We start from the raw sequence: 16819 nt of genomic DNA, 5'->3' as shown, positions 1-16819 counted from the left end.
GCCGCCGCGGGGGGGTTCACCGCTCAAACCAATATCAATCGTGGCCCCCCGGCTCTTTTTTTACCCCCCCCCCCCCGGCGCCCCGCGGCCCCCCCGACGCGGGTACGACGACGCGACGACGTGAAGACGTGAGGACACAGGCCATGAGCGACCGAGTTATGCCTCCGATGCACGCCCTGCCCGACGGCGAGGCGGAGATCGCGCTGGTGCTGCACCTCCCCTGGGAGGACGTCGCCGCGCTCGGCCAGGAGGCCGGACGGCTCGCGGCCCGGCTGCAGCGGCCCGTGACCCTGGACGAGGCCGTCAGCCATCGCCTGCGGTCCTCCCGCCCGGCGGCGCACGCGAAGCCCGTCCAGACCCCGCCCGCGGTGACCGCGGCCGCCTCGGTCTCCTCGCTGCCGCCCCGCCAGCCCGCGGAGCAGGCCCGTCAGGCGATCGACCGGATCAACGGGTCGGCGGGGAACGAGTCCGCGTAGCCCGTACGGGGCCCGGTGGCCGCCGGGCGGACCGTCCGGGCGGGGCGGGGGACCGGCTCCCCGTGCCCGTCAGGAGGCTGCCCGGCGCACCTTCGCCACCGCTTTGCGGGCCGCGACCAGGACGGGGTCCCAGACCGGGGAGAACGGCGGAGCGTAGCCGAGGTCCAGCATCGTCATCTGTTCCACCGTCATGCCCGCGGTCAGCGCCACCGCGGCGATGTCCACACGCTTCGCCGCGCCCTCCCGGCCGACGATCTGCACGCCGAGCAGCCGTCCCGTCCGGTGCTCCGCGAGCATCTTCACCGTCATGAGGGCGGCGTTCGGGTAGTAGCCGGCGCGGCTCGTCGACTCGATGGTGACGGTCTCGAACCGGAGGCCCGCCCGGCGCGCGTCCTTCTCGCGCAGTCCGGTGCGGGCGATCTCCAGATCGCAGACCTTGCTCACCGCCGTGCCGACGACACCGGGGAACGTGGCGTATCCGCCGGCCACGTTGGAGCCGATGACCTGCCCGTGCTTGTTCGCGTGGGTGCCCAGCGCGATGTGCCGTTCGCGCCCCGACACCAGGTCGAGCACCTCGACGCAGTCGCCGCCCGCCCAGATGTCCTCGTGTCCGCGCACCCGCATCGACAGATCGGTGAGCAGCCCCCCGTGGTCGCCGAGCGGCAGCCCGGCGGCGCGGGCCAGCGACGTCTCGGGGCGTACGCCGATGCCGAGCACCACCACGTCCGCCGGGTAGGTGGCGTCCTTGGTGACGACCGCGCTGACCCGCCCTTCGGCGCCGGTGCGGAACGCGGTGACCTCGGCGTCGTCGACCATGATGATCCCGAGGCCCTCCATGGCGGTGTGCACCAGGCGGCCCATGTCCGGGTCGAGGGTGGCCATGGGCTCCCTGCCCCGGTTGACGACGGTCACCTCGTACCCACGGTTGATGAGCGCCTCGGCCATCTCCACGCCGATGTAGCCCGCGCCGACGACCACGGCACGGCGGCCCTCGGTCCTCGCGAGCGTGTCGAGCAGCGCCTGCCCGTCGTCCAGGGTCTGCACGCCGTGCACCCCCGGCGCGTCGGCGCCCGGCAGATCGGGGCGGACCGGCCGCGCGCCGGTCGCGATGACGAGCCGGTCGTACGACGTCCACGCCTCGGCCCCGGTGTCGAGTTCCCGTGAGCGCACCCGGGCGCCCGCGACGTCGATCCCGGTGACCTCCGTACGCATCCGCAGGTCGATGTCGCGCGCTCGGTGTTTCTCGGGGGTCCGCGCGATCAGCCGGTCGCGGTCGGGGACGTCACCGCCCACCCAGTACGGGATGCCGCACGCCGAGTACGACGTGAAGTGGCCCCGCTCGAACGCCACGATCTCCAGCTCGTCGGGACCGCGCAGCCGGCGCGCCTGTGACGCGGCGGACATGCCCGCCGCGTCACCGCCGATCACGACCAGCCGTTCCCGGTCGCCACGCCCGCCGCTCGCACCGTTCGTATCGCTCATACCCATACGAACACGCTACGGGGGCCCGGCACTTCAGTCCTCCCCGCCACCTTCCCGACCCGCGCCGGAAGCGGTCCCGGAGGCCGGGCCGCCCGCCGGGCCTGCCGAGCCCGCCGGGCCCGCCGGGCCGGAGGCCGGGTCCGCAGCCGGTTCCGGAGCCGGGCGCGAGGCCGGAACCGGGGCCGGGCCACGGCTCTCGGACACCGCCGGAGAAGGAACCGCGGCCGCGGCCGGACCCGGAGGCACCGGAGACGGACCCGGAGCCACCGGAGACGGACCCGAAGCCACGGGAGACGGACCCGAAGCCACTGCAGAAGGACCCGAAGCCATCACCGGGGTCCGGCGGCTGCGCAGCCGCGGGCTCACCCAGCGCATCCACACCAGGGCGATCAGGCCGAGGACCACCGCGAAGGGGAGCACCGCCCCGACGGCCAGCGCCAGCCAGCGCACCACGGTGACCAGCACGTGCCAGCCGCCCGAGAGCGCGTCGAGGAAGCCGGGGTCGGACTCCTTCTTCTCGGCCTTCTTCACCGGCGTCTCGGACAGGGTGAGCGTGATCGTGGCCAGGCTCGTACGGTCCTTCAGCGACGCCTGCTGCGCGAGCAGCGCCTCCAGATCGGACTCCCGGGTGCTCAACTCCCCCTCCAGAGCCACCACATCACTGAGCCTGGTGGCCTTGTCCATCAGTTCGCGGACCCGGGCCACGCTGGCGCGCTGCGACTTGACCCGGCTCTCCACGTCCACGACCTGGTCGGTGACGTCCTGCGCCTTGGCCGTCCGCGTGACGACCTTGCCGGCGCCCTCCAGAGCGGCGAGCACCTCGTCGTACCGCTCGGTGGGCACCCGCAGGACGACCCGGGTTCGCTCGTGGTCCCGGCCGTCACGGGTGGTGGTCTCGTCGCCGACGTAGCCCCCGGCGTTCTCGGCCGCCGTGCGGGCGTCGTCCAGAGCCCCGGGAACGTCCTTCACCACGACGGTCAGCGAGGCCGTACGGATGATGCTGTTCACGGTCACCTTGGGCGGAGCGGCCGCCTTGCGGCCGTTCGACGCCCCGCTCCCCGCGGCCCCCGAGTCCGCCTGCTCGGCGGGGGCGGCGTTCGCGTCGCCTCGCGCGACCGACTTGTCGCTCGCGGTCCCCGCGTCGTCGGCGGCGCCGCACCCGGCCAGCGCGAGCGAGGCGACGAGGAACGCCGCCGCCATGACCCGGGTGGCACGGACGGCGCGCACCGGCGCCGCGGGCGAGGCGGAAGAGGCGAAAGAGGCGGACGGTACGGGCGACGCGGACGAGGCCGACCGGACGGGTGCCATGGGCCGGAGCGGATGTCCGGAGCTGCGTGTGTGCATGCGGGCCTACCCCCAGGATGGTGACGACTGACGATTCTTCGACGCCGGAGGGGCACGGGACGTTGGCCCACTCCGGTCCCGATGCGGTCACGGTCCGGACTCGCGCGGGACACCTGGCTCCCCGCCCAAGGCGACGGGGACGTCTGAGAAGGTGGAGGCATGCGCGAAGAGGACACCCCCGGGGGTTCGGGACACGTCGTGGTCGTCGGCGGAGGGATCGCGGGGCTTGCCGCGGCTCACCGCCTGCTCGGGCGGGGCGCGCGCGTCACCGTCCTGGAGGCGTCGGACCGCGTCGGAGGCAAGCTGCTGGCCGGCGAGATCGCGGGCGCGCGCGTCGACCTCGGTGCCGAGTCGATGCTCGCGCGCCGCCCCGAGGCCGTGGACCTCGCCCGTGAGGCCGGACTGGGCGACCGCCTCCAGCCGCCCGCCACCGCGTCAGCCTTCCTGTGGACCCGCGGAACCCTGCGCCCCATGCCCAAGGGCCACGTCATGGGCGTCCCCGGCGACGCGTCCGCCGTCGCCGGCGTCCTCTCCGAAGAAGGCCTGCGCCGCATCGAGCGCGACGCCGACCTGCCGCGTACCGAGGTCGGCGAGGACGTCGCCGTCGGCGAGTACGTGGCGGCGCGCCTCGGCCGCGAGGTCGTCGACCGCCTGGTGGAACCCCTCCTCGGCGGGGTGTACGCGGGCGACGCCTACCGCATCTCGCTGCGCCTGGCCGTCCCCCAGCTCTACGCGGCCGCCCGCACCCACACCTCCCTGACCGGGGCGGTCCGCGAGATCCAGGAGAAGGCGGCCACCGCCGGGCAGAGCGGCCCGGTGTTCATGGGCATCGACGGGGGAGTGGGCCGGCTGCCGCTCGCCGTGGCCGCGTCGGTGACGGCACGCGGGGGCGAGATCCTCACCGGGACCCCGGTGACCGAGCTGCGCAGGACCACGGCGGCCGGGGCCGGCGAGCCGGCCCGCGCCACCTGGCGTGTCGTCGCCGGGGACCGGGTCCTGAACGCCGACGCGGTCGTCCTCGCGCTGCCCGCCCCGGCCGCCTCAGCGCTGCTGCGGGCCGAGGCCCCGGCCGCGGCGGCCGAACTGGCCGCCGTGGAGTACGCGTCGATGGCCCTGGTGACCCTCGCCTACCGCGGCGAGGGCGTCACCCTCCCCGAAGGAAGCGGCTTCCTGGTGCCGCCGGTCGACGGGCACACCATCAAGGCGTCCACCTTCGCCTCCCGCAAGTGGGGCTGGATCGCCGACCAGGACCCCGGCCTGCTGGTCCTGCGCACCTCCGTCGGGCGGTACGGCGAGACGGAGGTGCTCGGCAGGCCCGACGCCGATCTCGTCGAGGTGTCCCGGCACGACCTGCGGGAGGCGACCGGGCTCGACGCCGAGCCGGTGGAGACCCGGGTGACGCGCTGGGACGACGGCCTGCCCCAGTACCCGGTCGGTCACCACGCGCGCGTGGCCCGCGTCCGCGAGCACGTCGGGAAACTGCCCGGCCTCGCGGTGTGCGGCGCGGCGTACGACGGGGTCGGCATCCCGGCCTGCATCGCGTCCGCGTACGCAGCCGTCGACCGGCTCGGCGGCGACGGCGCCGGGCTGGAGGCGCTGCGGGCCGACCCGGTGCAGAGCCTGCACGGCGGCGCGGGAGAATAGCCGCATGAGTGACGACGCCCCCACCACCGAGCCGGCCAGGATCCCGAACAAGGGCAAGCTGGCCAAGGACCTGAACGAGGCCATCCGCTACACCCTGTGGTCGGTCTTCAAGCTGAAGGACGTGCTCCCCGAGGACCGCGCCGGATACGCCGACGAGGTCCAGGAGCTGTTCGACCAGCTCGCCGCGAAGGACGTCACCGTCCGTGGCACCTACGACGTCTCGGGGCTGCGCGCCGACGCCGACGTCATGATCTGGTGGCACGCCGAGACCAGTGACCAGCTCCAGGAGGCGTACAACCTCTTCCGCCGTACGAAGCTGGGCCGCGCGCTGGAGCCGGTCTGGTCGAACATGGCGCTGCACCGTCCGGCCGAGTTCAACCGCTCGCACATCCCGGCGTTCCTCGCCGACGAGACGCCCCGCGACTACGTCAGCGTCTACCCCTTCGTGCGCTCCTACGACTGGTACCTGCTGCCCGACGAGGACCGCCGCCGGATGCTCGCCGACCACGGCAAGATGGCCCGCGGCTACCCCGACGTCCGCGCGAACACGGTCGCCTCGTTCTCGCTCGGCGACTACGAGTGGATGCTCGCCTTCGAGGCCGACGAGCTCTACCGCATCGTCGACCTCATGCGCCACCTGCGCGCCTCCGAGGCACGGATGCACGTCCGCGAGGAGGTCCCGTTCTACACCGGCCGCCGCAAGGACGTCGCCGAACTGGTCGCGGGCCTCGCCTGACCGTCCCGGCATCCCGCCCGGCGGTCCCGGCACCTCACCGGCCGTTCCCGCGCAAAGGCGGGCGCCCCTCCGGGGGACGCCCGCCTTCCGGGTTTCCGGAGCCGGTCAGTTTGCCCGCGCCACCGGCTCGCGGTGCGGTGCGCATCCCGCGTCGCGGCCGGGGAGCCGGCCCTCCAGGAGATAGGCGTCCAGATAGCCGTTGACGCACTTGTTGGGGCCACCCGCGATCCCGTGGGTGCCGGCGCCGTTCTCCGTCACCAGCACCGAGCCCCACAGCCGTCGCTGAAGTTCCTTCGCGCCGTCGTACGGCGTCGCCGCGTCCCGCTCGGCGGCCAGGATCAGCGTCGGAGGCAGCTCCCCGGGCAGGGTCCGTACGTCGAGCGGCTTCCGCCGGGGCGCGGACCAGTACGCGCACGGCAGATTCATCCACACGTTGTCCCAGGTCTCGAACGGGGCGACCCGCGCGAGCCGGGTGTTGTCGCGGTCCCAGGTGCGCCAGTCGGTGGGCCAGGGCGCGTCGTTGCACTCCACGGCCGTGTAGACCGCGCTGCCGTTCTCCTGCTCGGCGGTCGCCTCCGGATGCGGTCCCGCCACCTGGATCAGCGGCTTCGGATCGCCCTTCAGATAGGCGGACAGCGCCAGCGCGCGCTGCGGCCAGTAGTCGTCGAAGTACCCGGCCTGCAGGAACGCGCCCTGAAGCTGGGCGGGACCCACCGTGCCGCCCGCGGGCGAGGCGGCGAGCCGGGCCCGCGCCTTCTCGTAGGAGCGCCGCACGGCCCCGGCGGTGCGGCCCAGCCCGTACACCTTGTCGTGCCGGGCGATCCACGCGCGGAAGTCCGCCCAGCGGGTCTCGAACGCGGCCGACTGGTCGAGGTTGTTGCCGTACCAGACCTTCTCGGGGTCGGGGTTCACGGCCGAGTCGAAGACCATGCGTCTTACGTGCGAGGGGAACAGCGTCGCGTACAGGGAACCGAAGTACGTCCCGTACGAGGCACCCATGAACGTCAGCTTCCGCTCGCCGAGCGCGGCCCGCAGCACGTCCAGGTCACGGGCGTTGTTGAGCGAGGTGTAGTGGCGCAGGGCGGGGCCCGAACGCCGGGCGCAGCCGCGGGCGTACGCCTTGGCCTCCGCGATCCGTGCCTTCTTGAACGACTCCGAGGGGACCGCCGGGGCCTGGAGGAGCGGCTTCGGCAGGTGCTGGGGGTCCCGGCAGGACAGCGGCGCCGAACGGCCGACGCCGCGCGGGGCGTAGCCGACGAGGTCGTACGCGGCTCCGATCCGCTTCCATTCGGGCAGCAGGCCGATCAGCGGGAAGTACATGCCGGAGGCGCCGGGACCGCCGGGGTTGTAGACGAGGGAGCCCTGGCGCGGCACCTTGTGCTTCGCGTTGTGCGGGTCCTTGCCGGTGGCCTTCACACGGCTGACGGTCAGTCTGATCCGTTTGCCGTCGGGGAGGGTGTAGTCGAGGGGCACCGTGACCGTGCCGCACTTCAGGCTCGCCGGCAGGTGCTCCTCCTTGGGGCACTTGCCGAAGCGGATGCCCGCGGCGGCGGCGCGCCCGGCGGCGACGGCGGTGCCGCGCGTCTCGGCGGATCCGACCGGGTCCGGCCAGGCCTGCGCGCCGTCCGCGGGAGCGGCGACGAGACCGGTCAGGAGCAAGGACCCTGCGGTTCCGTGGAGGACGGCAGCTCTCATTCGCGAATCCCTTCAGCGCGCGGCAGCGACAGAAGGATGCTTCGTTCGGCGGTCGGCGAAGTAAAGCACCGCACGCCGGTGTCGGCGCCAATGACCCCGATGCGCCCCCGCGGACTCCTTTCAGCCCCCTCGGGGCTTCCGGGCGTGTCGGACGCGGGCCCCGGACACGACCTAGCGGGCTTCCTGCCGCCAGGAGGTGTCGCGGTCGCGGTGCGCCAGGGCCGCCCGCAGTTCGGGCTCGCCGACCGCGCGGATGCCGCGTACGGCGACGGAGGTGAGGTACGTACGGTCGTCACCGGAGGCGTCGGAGTGCCGGGCCAGGGTGCCGAGCAGCCGCTGCCCGGCCGGGGAGGCCCAGCGGGTGCAGGGGTGCACCTCGATCCGGGCTATGGCGAGACAGCTCAGCGTCAGGATGAGCGGGAGCAGGAACCAGACGGCCACCGGGACATCGCTGCCCGGGGCCTGGCCCGGCAGCAGCAGGGCCGCGACGCCCAGCGCGAGGACCCCGGCCGCGGCGGCCTGGACCTGGCGGACGGCCCCCGCGACCGTGGTGCGGGCCCCGTCGGGGACGGCGAGACCGGCCGCGACCAGACGGTCCGCGAGACGGCGTACGGAGTCGGCGGTGGCGGTCGCCGCCCGCAGCGGAGCTATCCGGGACTGGCCCTCGGGTCCGATCGCCCCGATGACCGAGCGCTCCATGTCGTCGCGCCCGCGCGGGTCGACGACGGTGGCCCAGCCGGTGTGCGCGAGCAGCAGGCGACGCTGGCGGGCCATCGACACCAGGGTCAGGTCGGCCACCCGGGCCGGTCCGCCGGACAGGAACGCGGCCTCGTACAGCGTGAGGTCGTGCCCGTGCGCGGCGTCGGCGTCGAGCGACGCGGTGTGGAGCGCGGCCAGACACAGCCGGGTGCAGGAGACACCGGCCGCCACCCAGGCGAGGATCAGGAGAAGGACCCAGAACATGGCGTTTTTCTATGCGATGGGGCCGGGTGGGCGCCATGCTCCACCCACTATGTGGGACGGAGCCGATGCCGGTACGTGATGTTCCGTTTGTCGCGTGCCCCGGTGCTCGACCTCCGCCACACGCTCAACTCGTATGGTCCGGGCCGCTCTTGAGGATCTGAGACAGGCTTCTGGCGGATGACCCGGCCTCGATCGCTCAGGAGCCGGCCGACGGGTTGGGGCGTGCGGCGGCCGGGGGGAGCGGGTAGCCCGAGGACGGGGTCACCGGGACCGGCGACGACGGGGACGGCACCGGGCCGGGCGGCGCGGGGGCGTTGGTGAGCGGCGGCGGGCTCGCGGTGGCCGCGTCCTCGGCGAGCGCGTCGAAGTCCACGTATCCGGTCGCTTCGAGGACCTTGATGTGGTCGAGCACGGTGGTGTTCGCGTCGTCGGCGAGATCGCGTACGAGCGAGTTGCGGGTGTTCGCGCGGACCTGGGCGACCATGGCGAACACCTTGCCGTGCGCCGCGCGCAGGATGTTCGCGAAGTCCCGGTCGTACAGCGTGCCGTGCGCCGCGCTGAGCGTGGACAGCCATTGACGCTGCTGCGCACTGGGCTGGCTGGGGAGTTCCAGGCTGAGTCGCGCGGCGACGCTGCGGACGCGCGCGTCGAGGAACGTGTGCCCCTCGATCAGGTGCTGTCCGGCCGTCCGTACGGCCTGGGTGGTACCGCGCTCCTGGGCCTGCTGGCCCGCGGGCAGCTCCCACAGACCGGCCAGCCGGACCCTGGTGACGAACTCCCGGTCCAGGCCCGACAGCGGACCGTACGGGCTCGGCACGGTCCCGGAGTCCAGGGTGTCGAGGCCGGTGCCGGCGCGGTCCGCGTACGACCAGATCGGAAAGGCCAGCGCGACCAGGGTCGCCAGCAGGGCGGCGATGATGAGCCCTGTTCCACTGACCGGTCCGGTGTGGTTGTCGGATCGCATGGTGCCTCCCGTTGCGGCACCGCACGCTAATGCGCTTCGGGTGCGGGTTGGCATGCTACTGGGGGCTCTACGCCAACTGCCGTACACGAAGGACGGATCGGGACGAGGGTGGAAGGCGCCGGTTGCGGTGGTTCGTGCGTACGCCAAACCAGCAATAAGCAGCCTTAAATGGACGCACACATCGCCTTCACATGGTGCGGTGTTACTCCGGGCACACTCCGCGGACGAGGTGTGTCGGGTGCCCGGTCGGGGCGGCCCGCGACGGCCGGGCCGCGCGCCGGCGGATCGGCGGAACCGCCGGCGAGGCGACTCAGCGGCGGAGCAGCACTCTGCGGGTGGCCCTGGCGAGCCGGGCCACGGGACGCCCGGACAGCGGTGCGGGACCCGACCGTTCCAGCCACCACGCGCGCAGCCGCCCGGCCGTGGCGCCCTCCGGGAGCCCCGCGAGCAGCAGGTGTTCGGCGAAGTCCAGGGCGTCACGGCGGTAACCGCCGGTCATCGGACGCCGCTGCGCGTACGCGAGGAACGCCGGCCGGTAGCCGTCGGCCAGGATCTCCGGCAGCTCCGGGGCCACCTTCGCCACGACGTCCGCCCGCTTGGCGGCGAGGGCGCGCGCCTGCACCCCGAGGCGGACGCGGTCGAAGCCCTCGGGCGCGGGGGTCCCGGCGACCAGCGCGGACAGCAGGGCGGCCTGCGCCAGTGCCACCCGCTGACGGGGGGCGTCTCCCGCCTCGGCGTGGGCGTCCGCCCCGGCGTGAGCATCCGCCTCGGCCACCTCGTCTGTCGCGGCCACTTCGGCCACTTCGGCCACTTCGGCGGGTTCGGCGGGTTCGGCCGCCGGGAGAGCGGCACCGGCCCCCACCAGGGTCACCCTGTCGCGCCCGGTCGCCCGGGGCGCGGTCTCCGCCTTCTCCGGCTTCTCCAGGGTTTTCCGGATCGCGGTGAGTTCCCGCTCCAGTTCGGCCGGGCCCGGGAAGTTCTCGTCGCGTTCGAGGAGGACACCCGGCGGGGTCACCCGGGACGCGAGGTCGGCGAGGATGTCGAGCACGGGCCGTGGGACGGGGTGGGCGTGGCTGTCGTGCCAGACGCCGTCCCGCTCGAAGCCTCCGGCGACGTGGACGTAGGCGATCGCCTCGACGGGCAGCTCGTCGAGCGCCTTGGCGGGGTCTTCGCCGCGGTTGACGTGGTTGGTGTGGAGGTTGGCCACGTCGATGAGCAGCCGGACGCCGGTGCGGTCGGCCAGGTCGTAGAGGAACTGTCCCTCGGTCATCTCCTCGCCGGGCCAGGAGATCAGCGCGGCGATGTTCTCCACGGCGAGGGGGACGGGGAGCGCGGCCTGGGCGGCGCGGACGTTCTCGCACAGGACGCGCAGCGCGTCCCGGGTGCGCGGAACGGGCAGCAGGTGCCCGGCCTCCAGGAGCGGTGACGCGGTGAGCGGGCCGCCCGCCCGGACGAACGCGATGTGTTCCGTGACGAGCGGTGAGCCCAGCGCCTCGGCGCGCTCCGCGAGCGCGGTGAGCCGCGTCTCGTCGGGCCGGTCGGCGCCGCCGAGGCCCAGGGAGACGCCGTGCGGCACCACCGTGACACCCCGCTCGCGCAGCCGCAGCAGCGACTCGGGGAGATGACCGGGGCACACGTTCTCCGCCACGGCCTCGACCCAGTCGATGCCGGGCATCCTCTCCACGGCGTCGGCGATCTCCGGCCGCCACCCGATTCCCGTACCCAGCCGCCCCGGCTTCGTCATGTCCCCTCCTCCGTCACGGCCTCGGCCGCGCCCGCCCGTACGTCGCTCCCCACGACGGCCGGTGCACCGGCGTGACCAGGTCATGGCCCCGGGAGCCGGGTCCGAACCCACCGGGGCGGACGTTCAGAGCAAGATTTGAGGTTCCGCGCCGCCGCTCCGCGCCGGACGCCGAAGAGCGGACCGGCGCCGACGAGGAGGAGCGGACCGGCGCCGACGAGGAGGAGCGCGGCGGTGGCGCCCGCGAAGCCGGCAGCGCCGGGCCCCCATGACACCGAACCCCGCTGATCGGTCCCTTCGCGCCACCACGGAGAACGAGGGCCGAGAGTTGGCCGGAAAGCCCTCCCACGTCCTTCGTTCGGGGGGTGGTAACGCCAACTTCCGTTTCCCTAAGATGGATTGCCGGTCGGGCCGGACAGGCAGGCCGACACTGATCTGGGGGAACGATGCAGCCTGGCGAGAAGCTGTCCACGTCGATCGACGCCACGGTGCCCACGGCCGCGCGCATGTACGACCACTACCTCGGCGGCAAGGACAACTACGCCGCCGACCGGGCGGCCTGCGAGGAGCTGGACAAGGTCGTGCCCAGCACGCGCGCGCTCGCCCTGAACAACCGGCGCTTCCTCCAGCGGGTGGTCCGGACGCTGGCGGACGGCTACGGGATCAGGCAGTTCCTCGACCACGGATCCGGCCTGCCCACCCAGAACAACGTGCACCAGGTCGCCCAGGCGGTCGACGGGACCTCCCGTGTCGTCTACGTCGACGTCGACCCGATGGTGCTGGTCCACGGCCGGGCCCTGCTCGACCAGAACGAGCGGACCGCCGTCATCCACGCCGACCTGCGGCAGACGGAGGAGATCTTCTCCCACGCCGACACCCGGCGGCTGATCGACCTCGAGCAGCCGGTGGCCGTGCTGTTCAACTCGGTGTTCCACTGCATCCCGGACAGCGACACCGACGGACCCGTCGCCGTGATCCGCCGGGTCACCGAGCGGCTGGCGCCCGGCAGCTTCATGGTGATGTGCCAACTGGTCAGCGAGGACGCCGAGGTCCGCGACTTCGTCACCGGCTTCATGGACACCGCGACGCAGGGGCACTGGGGCCGGGTCCGCCAGGAGAAGGACGTGGAGGAGTTCTTCGACGGCATGGACGTCCTCGAACCCGGACTGGTCGAGGTGTCCACCTGGCGGCCGGACACCGACGTCGTGCCGCGCCAGCTCACGCAGGAGTGGATCGAGTTCGGCGGCGTCGGCCGGATCCGCTAGGCCCCAGGGCCCGTCCGGCAATTCCCGTCTGCCCGGCGACGCCACGCGCGCATCAGCCGCGGGCGTACCGCTGTTCCACCGTGCCGCGCAGCAGCGCGAGGGACGCGCGGGGGCTCAGGGCCTCGTCGGCGAGCCGGTCCAGTACCACCCGGTACTCCTCCGTCTCGTCGCGGTCCTCCAGGAAGTTGGCGCTCCTGATGTGCTCCAGATAGACGATGTCGGGCAGTTCGACGCCGCCGAAGCGCAGATAGGTGACGGGGATGGCCGGCGCGGAGGCGTTGGTGACGTCCAACGGCACGATCTGCACGACCACATGGGGACGCTGGGCCATCTCGATGAGGTGCTCGAGCTGGGCGCGCATCACCTCGCGGCTGCCCAGAACGCGCAGCAGCACGGACTCGTCGACGACGGCCCACAGTTGAGGGGCGTCCACCCGGTCCAGCAGCTCCCGTCTGCGCATGCGCAGCTCCACGCGGCGCTGCACCTCGGCGGCGGGCGCCGTCGGCAGCCCGCGTTCCACCACGGCCCGCGTGTAGTCGGGAGTCTGCAACAGGCCCGGAACGTACTGGATCTCGAAGGTACGGATGGTGGTGGCCGCCTCCTGGAGGCCGACCAGCCGGTCGAACCACTCGGGCATCAGCCGCTTGTCGTAGCGCTGCCACCAGCCCGGCTCGCCCGCGCGCTTGAGCAGTCTGAGCAGGACCGAGATCTCGTAGTCCTCGGTCCCGTACAGCCCGAGCAGTGCGCGGACGTCGTCCTCCGTCGGTGGCCGACGGCCCTTGCCCGCCTCTATGCGCGACAGTTTCGCCGCGCTGAACCCGAGGGAGCGCGCCGCCTGTTCCTGGGAGAGCCCGGCGTCCTCGCGGGCGCCGGAGAGCTGCACGCCGACCAGCATCTTCAGCAGAGTGGGGGCGGGCTCCTCCCGGCTCAGATACGGTTCGAGGCGGGAGGAGCGGGGTGACTCGACGGACATCCTGACTCCCAGTCGACCGGCAGAAGACAGCCAAAATTATCGCACTGCGCCGGACTCTGCCGCATGGAGAGACAGAAGTGGACAACCATCCTTCCGTTTCAACGGAGTTCGGCGCGTCGGGGGCCGGGCTCAGAGCAGGTGGTCGAACTCCCCGTCCTTCGCGCCGGCGAGGAACGCGGCCACTTCCGCCGGGGTGTAGACGAGGGCCGGGCCGTCGGGGTCACGGGAGTTGCGGACCGCTATCCGTCCGTCGCCCAGCGCGGCCACTTCGACGCAGTTGCCTTCGGCATTGCTGTGCCTGCTCTTGATCCAGGAGGCGCCCAGCGAGCTCGCCCGCACCCCGTTCGGCACTGATGGCACCAACGCACTCTCCTTGCTGACGTTCCACCAGGTGCGCGACCGGGCCGGCCGCCCGGTCGCGGGCTCCGGCCCGGGCCTCACGTGGCCCACGCGTCTCTCCGACTTCATGCAATTTCTCGTGCAATTGCACGAAGACGCTGTCAGCGTGGATAATAGCCGTGGCGTCAACCTCGTTGCCAGAGGCCAGTACTGACGTCGGCTCAGCCGCTCCACGGGGAGCGTGATCGTCCGGGACGGGCCCTCGGCCCGCCCGCGCACCTGGCACTGTCCGACGCCTTCGGAGGGAGCGGAAATGGCCACACCACTCAGGAACCTGGCACGCGTGTCGTGGGACGAGATCAAGGACTCCAAGGGGTCGGCGGAAGCCATCCCCTTCCTGCTCAACACCGTCGCCTGGGGTGACGCGGCAACCGCCAGGGCGGCACTCCAGGACCTGAGGGAACGAATCTGCCAGTTCGGATTCGTCGTGGAGCAGGCGACCGCCGCCACCGTCCCCTTCCTCTGGGAGCTCGCCGAACTCCCCCAGGTCACCTGCCGCGTCCAGATAATCCAGCTTCTGAGAGACATCGCGGACGCCCGGCAGTGGGAACGCACCGCCGCCGCGTACCCCAAACTCCTCAACCGCCGGGAGAACTGGGTCGGCTGGGAGCGCGAGGCCCGCCAGGCCGTCCGCGCCCACCGCGGCACCCTTCAGCACCTGCTCGCCGAGCCGGACACCGAGATCGTCCGCGTCACCGCCCAACTCGCCACCACCCTGGCCGAGTAGAGCCCGTCGTCAGTCCGCCGGATCCGCGGCGCGTTGCGGCAGGGCGCCCACGCGGTCGTGTCCCTCGACGGCGACCGTCAGCCCGGGAGCGATCTCCGTGAACCCCGCGTCACGGACCAACGGCACCTCGGAGACGCTGAGTTCACGCCAGTGGGCCGGATCGGCGGTACGCACCGAGAGCGCGAAGCCCGACTCGCGCCAGGCGGTCCGCTCCTTCTCCGACAGCTCCCACCAGGCCAGTTGGGCGCCATGGCCCGTCTGCGCCATCGTCTTGCCCGCCGACATGCCGAGTTCCGGATTGAGCCACAGCACGGGCGCCGCCGGATCGGCCGGTGCCGGCGGTTCCGGATCGTCGAGATCCGTACCGGACACCTGGAGCCGCGCCAGGTCCTTGGGCCAGCCGTCCAGCGGCACCGGCGGGAACACCCGCACCTCCGCGGACCGCCCGGTCACGGTGATGCCGGGCAGCGCCTCGGCCCGCCGCCACTCGGCTCCGCGCGCCCGCCGTACGACCTTGCGGATCCGGGCGTCCTGCCAGTCCCGCATCGCCTGCGCCCAGACGCCGTCCCCGAGCGAACGCTCGTCGCTCAGCATGGTCAGCACGGCCCGGGCGGAGGTCTCCAGCGCGTCGGTGCGCGCCGGGGGCGCGTCCTTCTCGATGTGCACCACCAGCGGCAGCACGAACTGGCGTGCGGTGTCGCGCGCCGTGGGCTCGTCGCGGAACGGGCTGTCGTCTGCGGGGGTCGGGTCGTCGCTGCTCACGCCCCCAGTCTGCCAGGCGGAAGATCCGTTCCGGACGGACGGTCCGGTTCCGGCGCCGTCCGTCCCACGGACCGTCCGTCCGTCCGGGCCGGTCAGCCCGAACACGCGGTGCGCTGCGCCTCCTGCCAGTCGCAGACGGGGCACAGCGTGATGCCCCTGTACGACTCGGGATACTCGGTCGGTTCACGGCACAGCACGCACTCCGCGTACGGCGGCCCGTCCTGCCCCGCCGTGTCGAGGGCGTCGCGGGACTCCCCGGCCGGCCCGTCCGCGCCGGTCGCGCAGTAGTCGTCGCTCATGCCTCCAGCTTAGGAGGAGGGTGCCTTCACCCGGTGCCGCGCGACGGGTGCCTTCACCCGGTGCCCCGCGACCTGGTCCGCCGGCCGATCTCGTGCAGGACCTCGTCGGCCGGCCGGGGATCGAGACGGCTTCCGTCGCGCAGGCGCAGGGCGATCAGACCGGCGGCCGCCTCCCGGGGACCGATCACCGCCTGGTACGGGACCAGCCGGGCGGCACGCACCCGGGCGCCCAGGCTGCCCTCGTCCGGGGCGGCGAGCTCGGCACGCAGACCCTGGTCGCGGCAGCGGCGTACGAGCCGAAGCGCCTGCTCGGTCTCGGCCTCGGACACGGGCAGGACCGCCACCTGGGTGGGGGCGAGCCAGGCGGGGAAGGCGCCGCCGTGCACCTCGATGAGGTGGGCGACGGCCCGTTCCAGACTGCCGATCACGCTGCGGTGCACCATGACCGGCCGGTGTTTCGCGCCGTCGGCGCCGATGTAGCGCAGATCGAAGCGCTCGGGCTGGTGGAAGTCGACCTGAACGGTGGAGAGGGTGGACTCACGGCCCCCCGGGTCGGCGATCTGGACGTCGATCTTGGGCCCGTAGAACGCGGCCTCGCCCTCGACGGCCTCGTACGCCACCCCCGACCCGTCGAGGACCTCGCGCAGCAGCGCGGCCGATCTGCGCCACAGCTCCGGATCGGCGACGTACTTCCCTCCCGGGCCCGGCAGCGACAGCCGGTATCGGGACGCCTCGATGCCCATGGCGTCGTACGCGGCGCGGATCAGCGCGAGGGCCGCGGAGGCCTCCTCGGCGACCTGGTCCGGGGTGCAGAAGATATGCGCGTCGTTGAGCTGGATGGCGCGCACGCGGGTCAGGCCGCCCAGCACGCCCGACAGTTCGGAGCGGTACATGCCACCCAACTCAGGCATGCGAAAGGGCAGTTCGCGGTAGCTGTGCGGGCGGGACCGGTAGATCAGCGCGTGGTGGGGGCACAGGCTCGGCCGCAACAGCATCTGTTCCCCGCCGAGTTCCATGGGCGGGAACATGTCGTCGCCGTAGTGCGACCAGTGTCCCGAGATCTCGTACAGCTCCCTCTTGCCCAGCACCGGTGAGTACACGTGCCGATAGCCGGCCCGCCGCTCGGCGTCGCGGACGTACTCCTCCAGGGCGTACCGCACGGCGGCGCCGTCCGGCAGCCAGTACGGAAGTCCGGCGCCCATGAGGGGGTCGGTGTCGAACAGGCCCAGTTCGCGGCCGAGTCGGCGGTGGTCGTTCATGGTGGTCTCCTCGCTTGCGGAGGGCGAGCGACCACACGGCGAAGCCCCCGGGCACACCCCCCCGGGGGTAGAAACAACACAAAGGGACAC

At 72.9% G+C, this 16819-nt stretch carries 16 protein-coding genes; 5 read left to right on the top strand and 11 right to left on the bottom strand.

The genetic code is table 11. The features are described from left to right. Positions 1 to 143: 143 nt before the first annotated feature. Positions 144 to 476: a hypothetical protein gene (locus tag ACFXGX_RS16895; RefSeq protein ID WP_384791025.1), complete on the top strand. Its 333-nt coding sequence runs from the start codon at positions 144 to 146 to the stop codon at positions 474 to 476. Positions 477 to 545: 69 nt separating this feature from the next. Here the strand turns inward: ACFXGX_RS16895 and ACFXGX_RS16890 are convergent, their stop codons facing one another. Together ACFXGX_RS16890 and ACFXGX_RS16885 are read right to left on the bottom strand one after the other, a co-directional pair. Next, positions 546 to 1964: an FAD-dependent oxidoreductase gene (locus tag ACFXGX_RS16890; protein ID WP_384791022.1), complete on the bottom strand. Its 1419-nt coding sequence runs from the start codon at positions 1962 to 1964 to the stop codon at positions 546 to 548. A 27-nt stretch (positions 1965 to 1991) separates the two neighbouring features. Continuing rightward, positions 1992 to 3266, bottom strand: a complete 1275-nt coding sequence (locus tag ACFXGX_RS16885) for a DUF4349 domain-containing protein (RefSeq protein ID WP_384791019.1) — start codon at positions 3264 to 3266, stop codon at positions 1992 to 1994. 195 nt (positions 3267 to 3461) lie between these two features. Here ACFXGX_RS16885 and hemG point away from each other — a divergent pair, with 195 nt between their 5' ends. Beyond that, positions 3462 to 4946 (top strand): protoporphyrinogen oxidase, encoded by a 1485-nt coding sequence (hemG, locus tag ACFXGX_RS16880; RefSeq protein WP_384791016.1) that lies wholly within the window; start codon positions 3462 to 3464, stop codon positions 4944 to 4946. Positions 4947 to 4950: 4 nt separating this feature from the next. Then, positions 4951 to 5682 carry a hydrogen peroxide-dependent heme synthase gene (gene hemQ, locus ACFXGX_RS16875; RefSeq protein ID WP_384791012.1) on the top strand — a complete coding sequence of 244 codons (732 nt, stop codon included), beginning with the start codon at positions 4951 to 4953 and terminating at the stop codon, positions 5680 to 5682. Between the two features lie 105 nt (positions 5683 to 5787). Here the strand turns inward: hemQ and ACFXGX_RS16870 are convergent, their stop codons facing one another. The 4 genes from ACFXGX_RS16870 to ACFXGX_RS16855 all read right to left on the bottom strand — a co-directional run bounded on the left by ACFXGX_RS16870 (position 5788) and on the right by ACFXGX_RS16855 (position 11048). Continuing rightward, complete coding sequence (locus tag ACFXGX_RS16870; protein WP_384791009.1) at positions 5788 to 7377, bottom strand: alpha/beta hydrolase; 1590 nt, start codon at positions 7375 to 7377, stop codon at positions 5788 to 5790. A 171-nt stretch (positions 7378 to 7548) separates the two neighbouring features. After that, positions 7549 to 8340 carry a TIGR04222 domain-containing membrane protein gene (locus ACFXGX_RS16865; RefSeq protein WP_384791006.1) on the bottom strand — a complete coding sequence of 264 codons (792 nt, stop codon included), beginning with the start codon at positions 8338 to 8340 and terminating at the stop codon, positions 7549 to 7551. Between the two features lie 196 nt (positions 8341 to 8536). Further along, a complete protein-coding gene (locus ACFXGX_RS16860) occupies positions 8537 to 9304 on the bottom strand; it encodes a DUF4142 domain-containing protein (RefSeq protein WP_384791003.1) in 768 nt (255 codons plus the stop codon). Positions 9305 to 9614: 310 nt separating this feature from the next. After that, on the bottom strand, positions 9615 to 11048 hold the full coding sequence (locus ACFXGX_RS16855) for a DUF692 domain-containing protein (protein ID WP_384791000.1): 1434 nt from the start codon (positions 11046 to 11048) through the stop codon (positions 9615 to 9617). Positions 11049 to 11491: 443 nt separating this feature from the next. Between ACFXGX_RS16855 and ACFXGX_RS16850 the strand changes: the two genes are divergently transcribed. Then, on the top strand, positions 11492 to 12310 hold the full coding sequence (locus ACFXGX_RS16850) for an SAM-dependent methyltransferase (protein ID WP_384790997.1): 819 nt from the start codon (positions 11492 to 11494) through the stop codon (positions 12308 to 12310). A 52-nt stretch (positions 12311 to 12362) separates the two neighbouring features. On the opposite strand, the gene ACFXGX_RS16845 is transcribed toward ACFXGX_RS16850, so the two are convergent. Together ACFXGX_RS16845 and ACFXGX_RS16840 are read right to left on the bottom strand one after the other, a co-directional pair. Then, positions 12363 to 13283 carry a helix-turn-helix domain-containing protein gene (locus ACFXGX_RS16845; protein ID WP_384790994.1) on the bottom strand — a complete coding sequence of 307 codons (921 nt, stop codon included), beginning with the start codon at positions 13281 to 13283 and terminating at the stop codon, positions 12363 to 12365. A gap of 129 nt (positions 13284 to 13412) precedes the next feature. After that, positions 13413 to 13643, bottom strand: coding sequence for a DUF397 domain-containing protein (locus ACFXGX_RS16840; protein ID WP_355767705.1), 231 nt, complete (start codon positions 13641 to 13643; stop codon positions 13413 to 13415). A gap of 292 nt (positions 13644 to 13935) precedes the next feature. On the opposite strand from ACFXGX_RS16840, the gene ACFXGX_RS16835 reads away from it, so the two are divergent. Further along, positions 13936 to 14409, top strand: a complete 474-nt coding sequence (locus ACFXGX_RS16835; protein WP_384790991.1) for a hypothetical protein — start codon at positions 13936 to 13938, stop codon at positions 14407 to 14409. A gap of 9 nt (positions 14410 to 14418) precedes the next feature. Here ACFXGX_RS16835 and ACFXGX_RS16830 read toward each other — a convergent pair whose 3' ends face one another. From ACFXGX_RS16830 to thrS, 3 genes are all read right to left on the bottom strand, one after another. Beyond that, positions 14419 to 15171 carry a peptidyl-tRNA hydrolase gene (locus tag ACFXGX_RS16830; protein WP_384790988.1) on the bottom strand — a complete coding sequence of 251 codons (753 nt, stop codon included), beginning with the start codon at positions 15169 to 15171 and terminating at the stop codon, positions 14419 to 14421. 92 nt (positions 15172 to 15263) lie between these two features. Then, positions 15264 to 15470 carry a hypothetical protein gene (locus tag ACFXGX_RS16825; RefSeq protein ID WP_384790985.1) on the bottom strand — a complete coding sequence of 69 codons (207 nt, stop codon included), beginning with the start codon at positions 15468 to 15470 and terminating at the stop codon, positions 15264 to 15266. Between the two features lie 53 nt (positions 15471 to 15523). Further along, on the bottom strand, positions 15524 to 16786 hold the full coding sequence (gene thrS / locus ACFXGX_RS16820; protein ID WP_384790982.1) for a threonine--tRNA ligase: 1263 nt from the start codon (positions 16784 to 16786) through the stop codon (positions 15524 to 15526). Positions 16787 to 16819 lie beyond the last annotated feature (33 nt).

The organism is Streptomyces sp. NPDC059371 (genome assembly GCF_042751995.1).
Taxonomy (GTDB): Bacteria; Actinomycetota; Actinomycetes; order Streptomycetales; family Streptomycetaceae; genus Streptomyces.
Note: the sequence above shows the minus strand (reverse complement) of the source record. Positions and strands in the feature narration are given on the sequence as shown.

Excerpts from the sequence above, each read along its gene's own strand:
- ACFXGX_RS16855 (WP_384791000.1), bottom strand. The coding sequence starts at position 11,048 with ATGACGAAGCCGGGGCGGCTGGGTACGGGAATCGGGTGGCGGCCGGAG.
- ACFXGX_RS16845 (WP_384790994.1), bottom strand. The coding sequence starts at position 13,283 with ATGTCCGTCGAGTCACCCCGCTCCTCCCGCCTCGAACCGTATCTGAGC.
- ACFXGX_RS16835 (WP_384790991.1), top strand. The coding sequence starts at position 13,936 with ATGGCCACACCACTCAGGAACCTGGCACGCGTGTCGTGGGACGAGATC.
- ACFXGX_RS16870 (WP_384791009.1), bottom strand. The coding sequence starts at position 7,377 with ATGAGAGCTGCCGTCCTCCACGGAACCGCAGGGTCCTTGCTCCTGACC.
- ACFXGX_RS16895 (WP_384791025.1), top strand. The coding sequence starts at position 144 with ATGAGCGACCGAGTTATGCCTCCGATGCACGCCCTGCCCGACGGCGAG.
- ACFXGX_RS16860 (WP_384791003.1), bottom strand. The coding sequence starts at position 9,304 with ATGCGATCCGACAACCACACCGGACCGGTCAGTGGAACAGGGCTCATC.
- ACFXGX_RS16850 (WP_384790997.1), top strand. The coding sequence starts at position 11,492 with ATGCAGCCTGGCGAGAAGCTGTCCACGTCGATCGACGCCACGGTGCCC.
- ACFXGX_RS16885 (WP_384791019.1), bottom strand. The coding sequence starts at position 3,266 with ATGGCACCCGTCCGGTCGGCCTCGTCCGCGTCGCCCGTACCGTCCGCC.
- hemQ (WP_384791012.1), top strand. The coding sequence starts at position 4,951 with ATGAGTGACGACGCCCCCACCACCGAGCCGGCCAGGATCCCGAACAAG.
- ACFXGX_RS16825 (WP_384790985.1), bottom strand. The coding sequence starts at position 15,470 with ATGAGCGACGACTACTGCGCGACCGGCGCGGACGGGCCGGCCGGGGAG.
- ACFXGX_RS16890 (WP_384791022.1), bottom strand. The coding sequence starts at position 1,964 with ATGGGTATGAGCGATACGAACGGTGCGAGCGGCGGGCGTGGCGACCGG.
- ACFXGX_RS16865 (WP_384791006.1), bottom strand. The coding sequence starts at position 8,340 with ATGTTCTGGGTCCTTCTCCTGATCCTCGCCTGGGTGGCGGCCGGTGTC.
- hemG (WP_384791016.1), top strand. The coding sequence starts at position 3,462 with ATGCGCGAAGAGGACACCCCCGGGGGTTCGGGACACGTCGTGGTCGTC.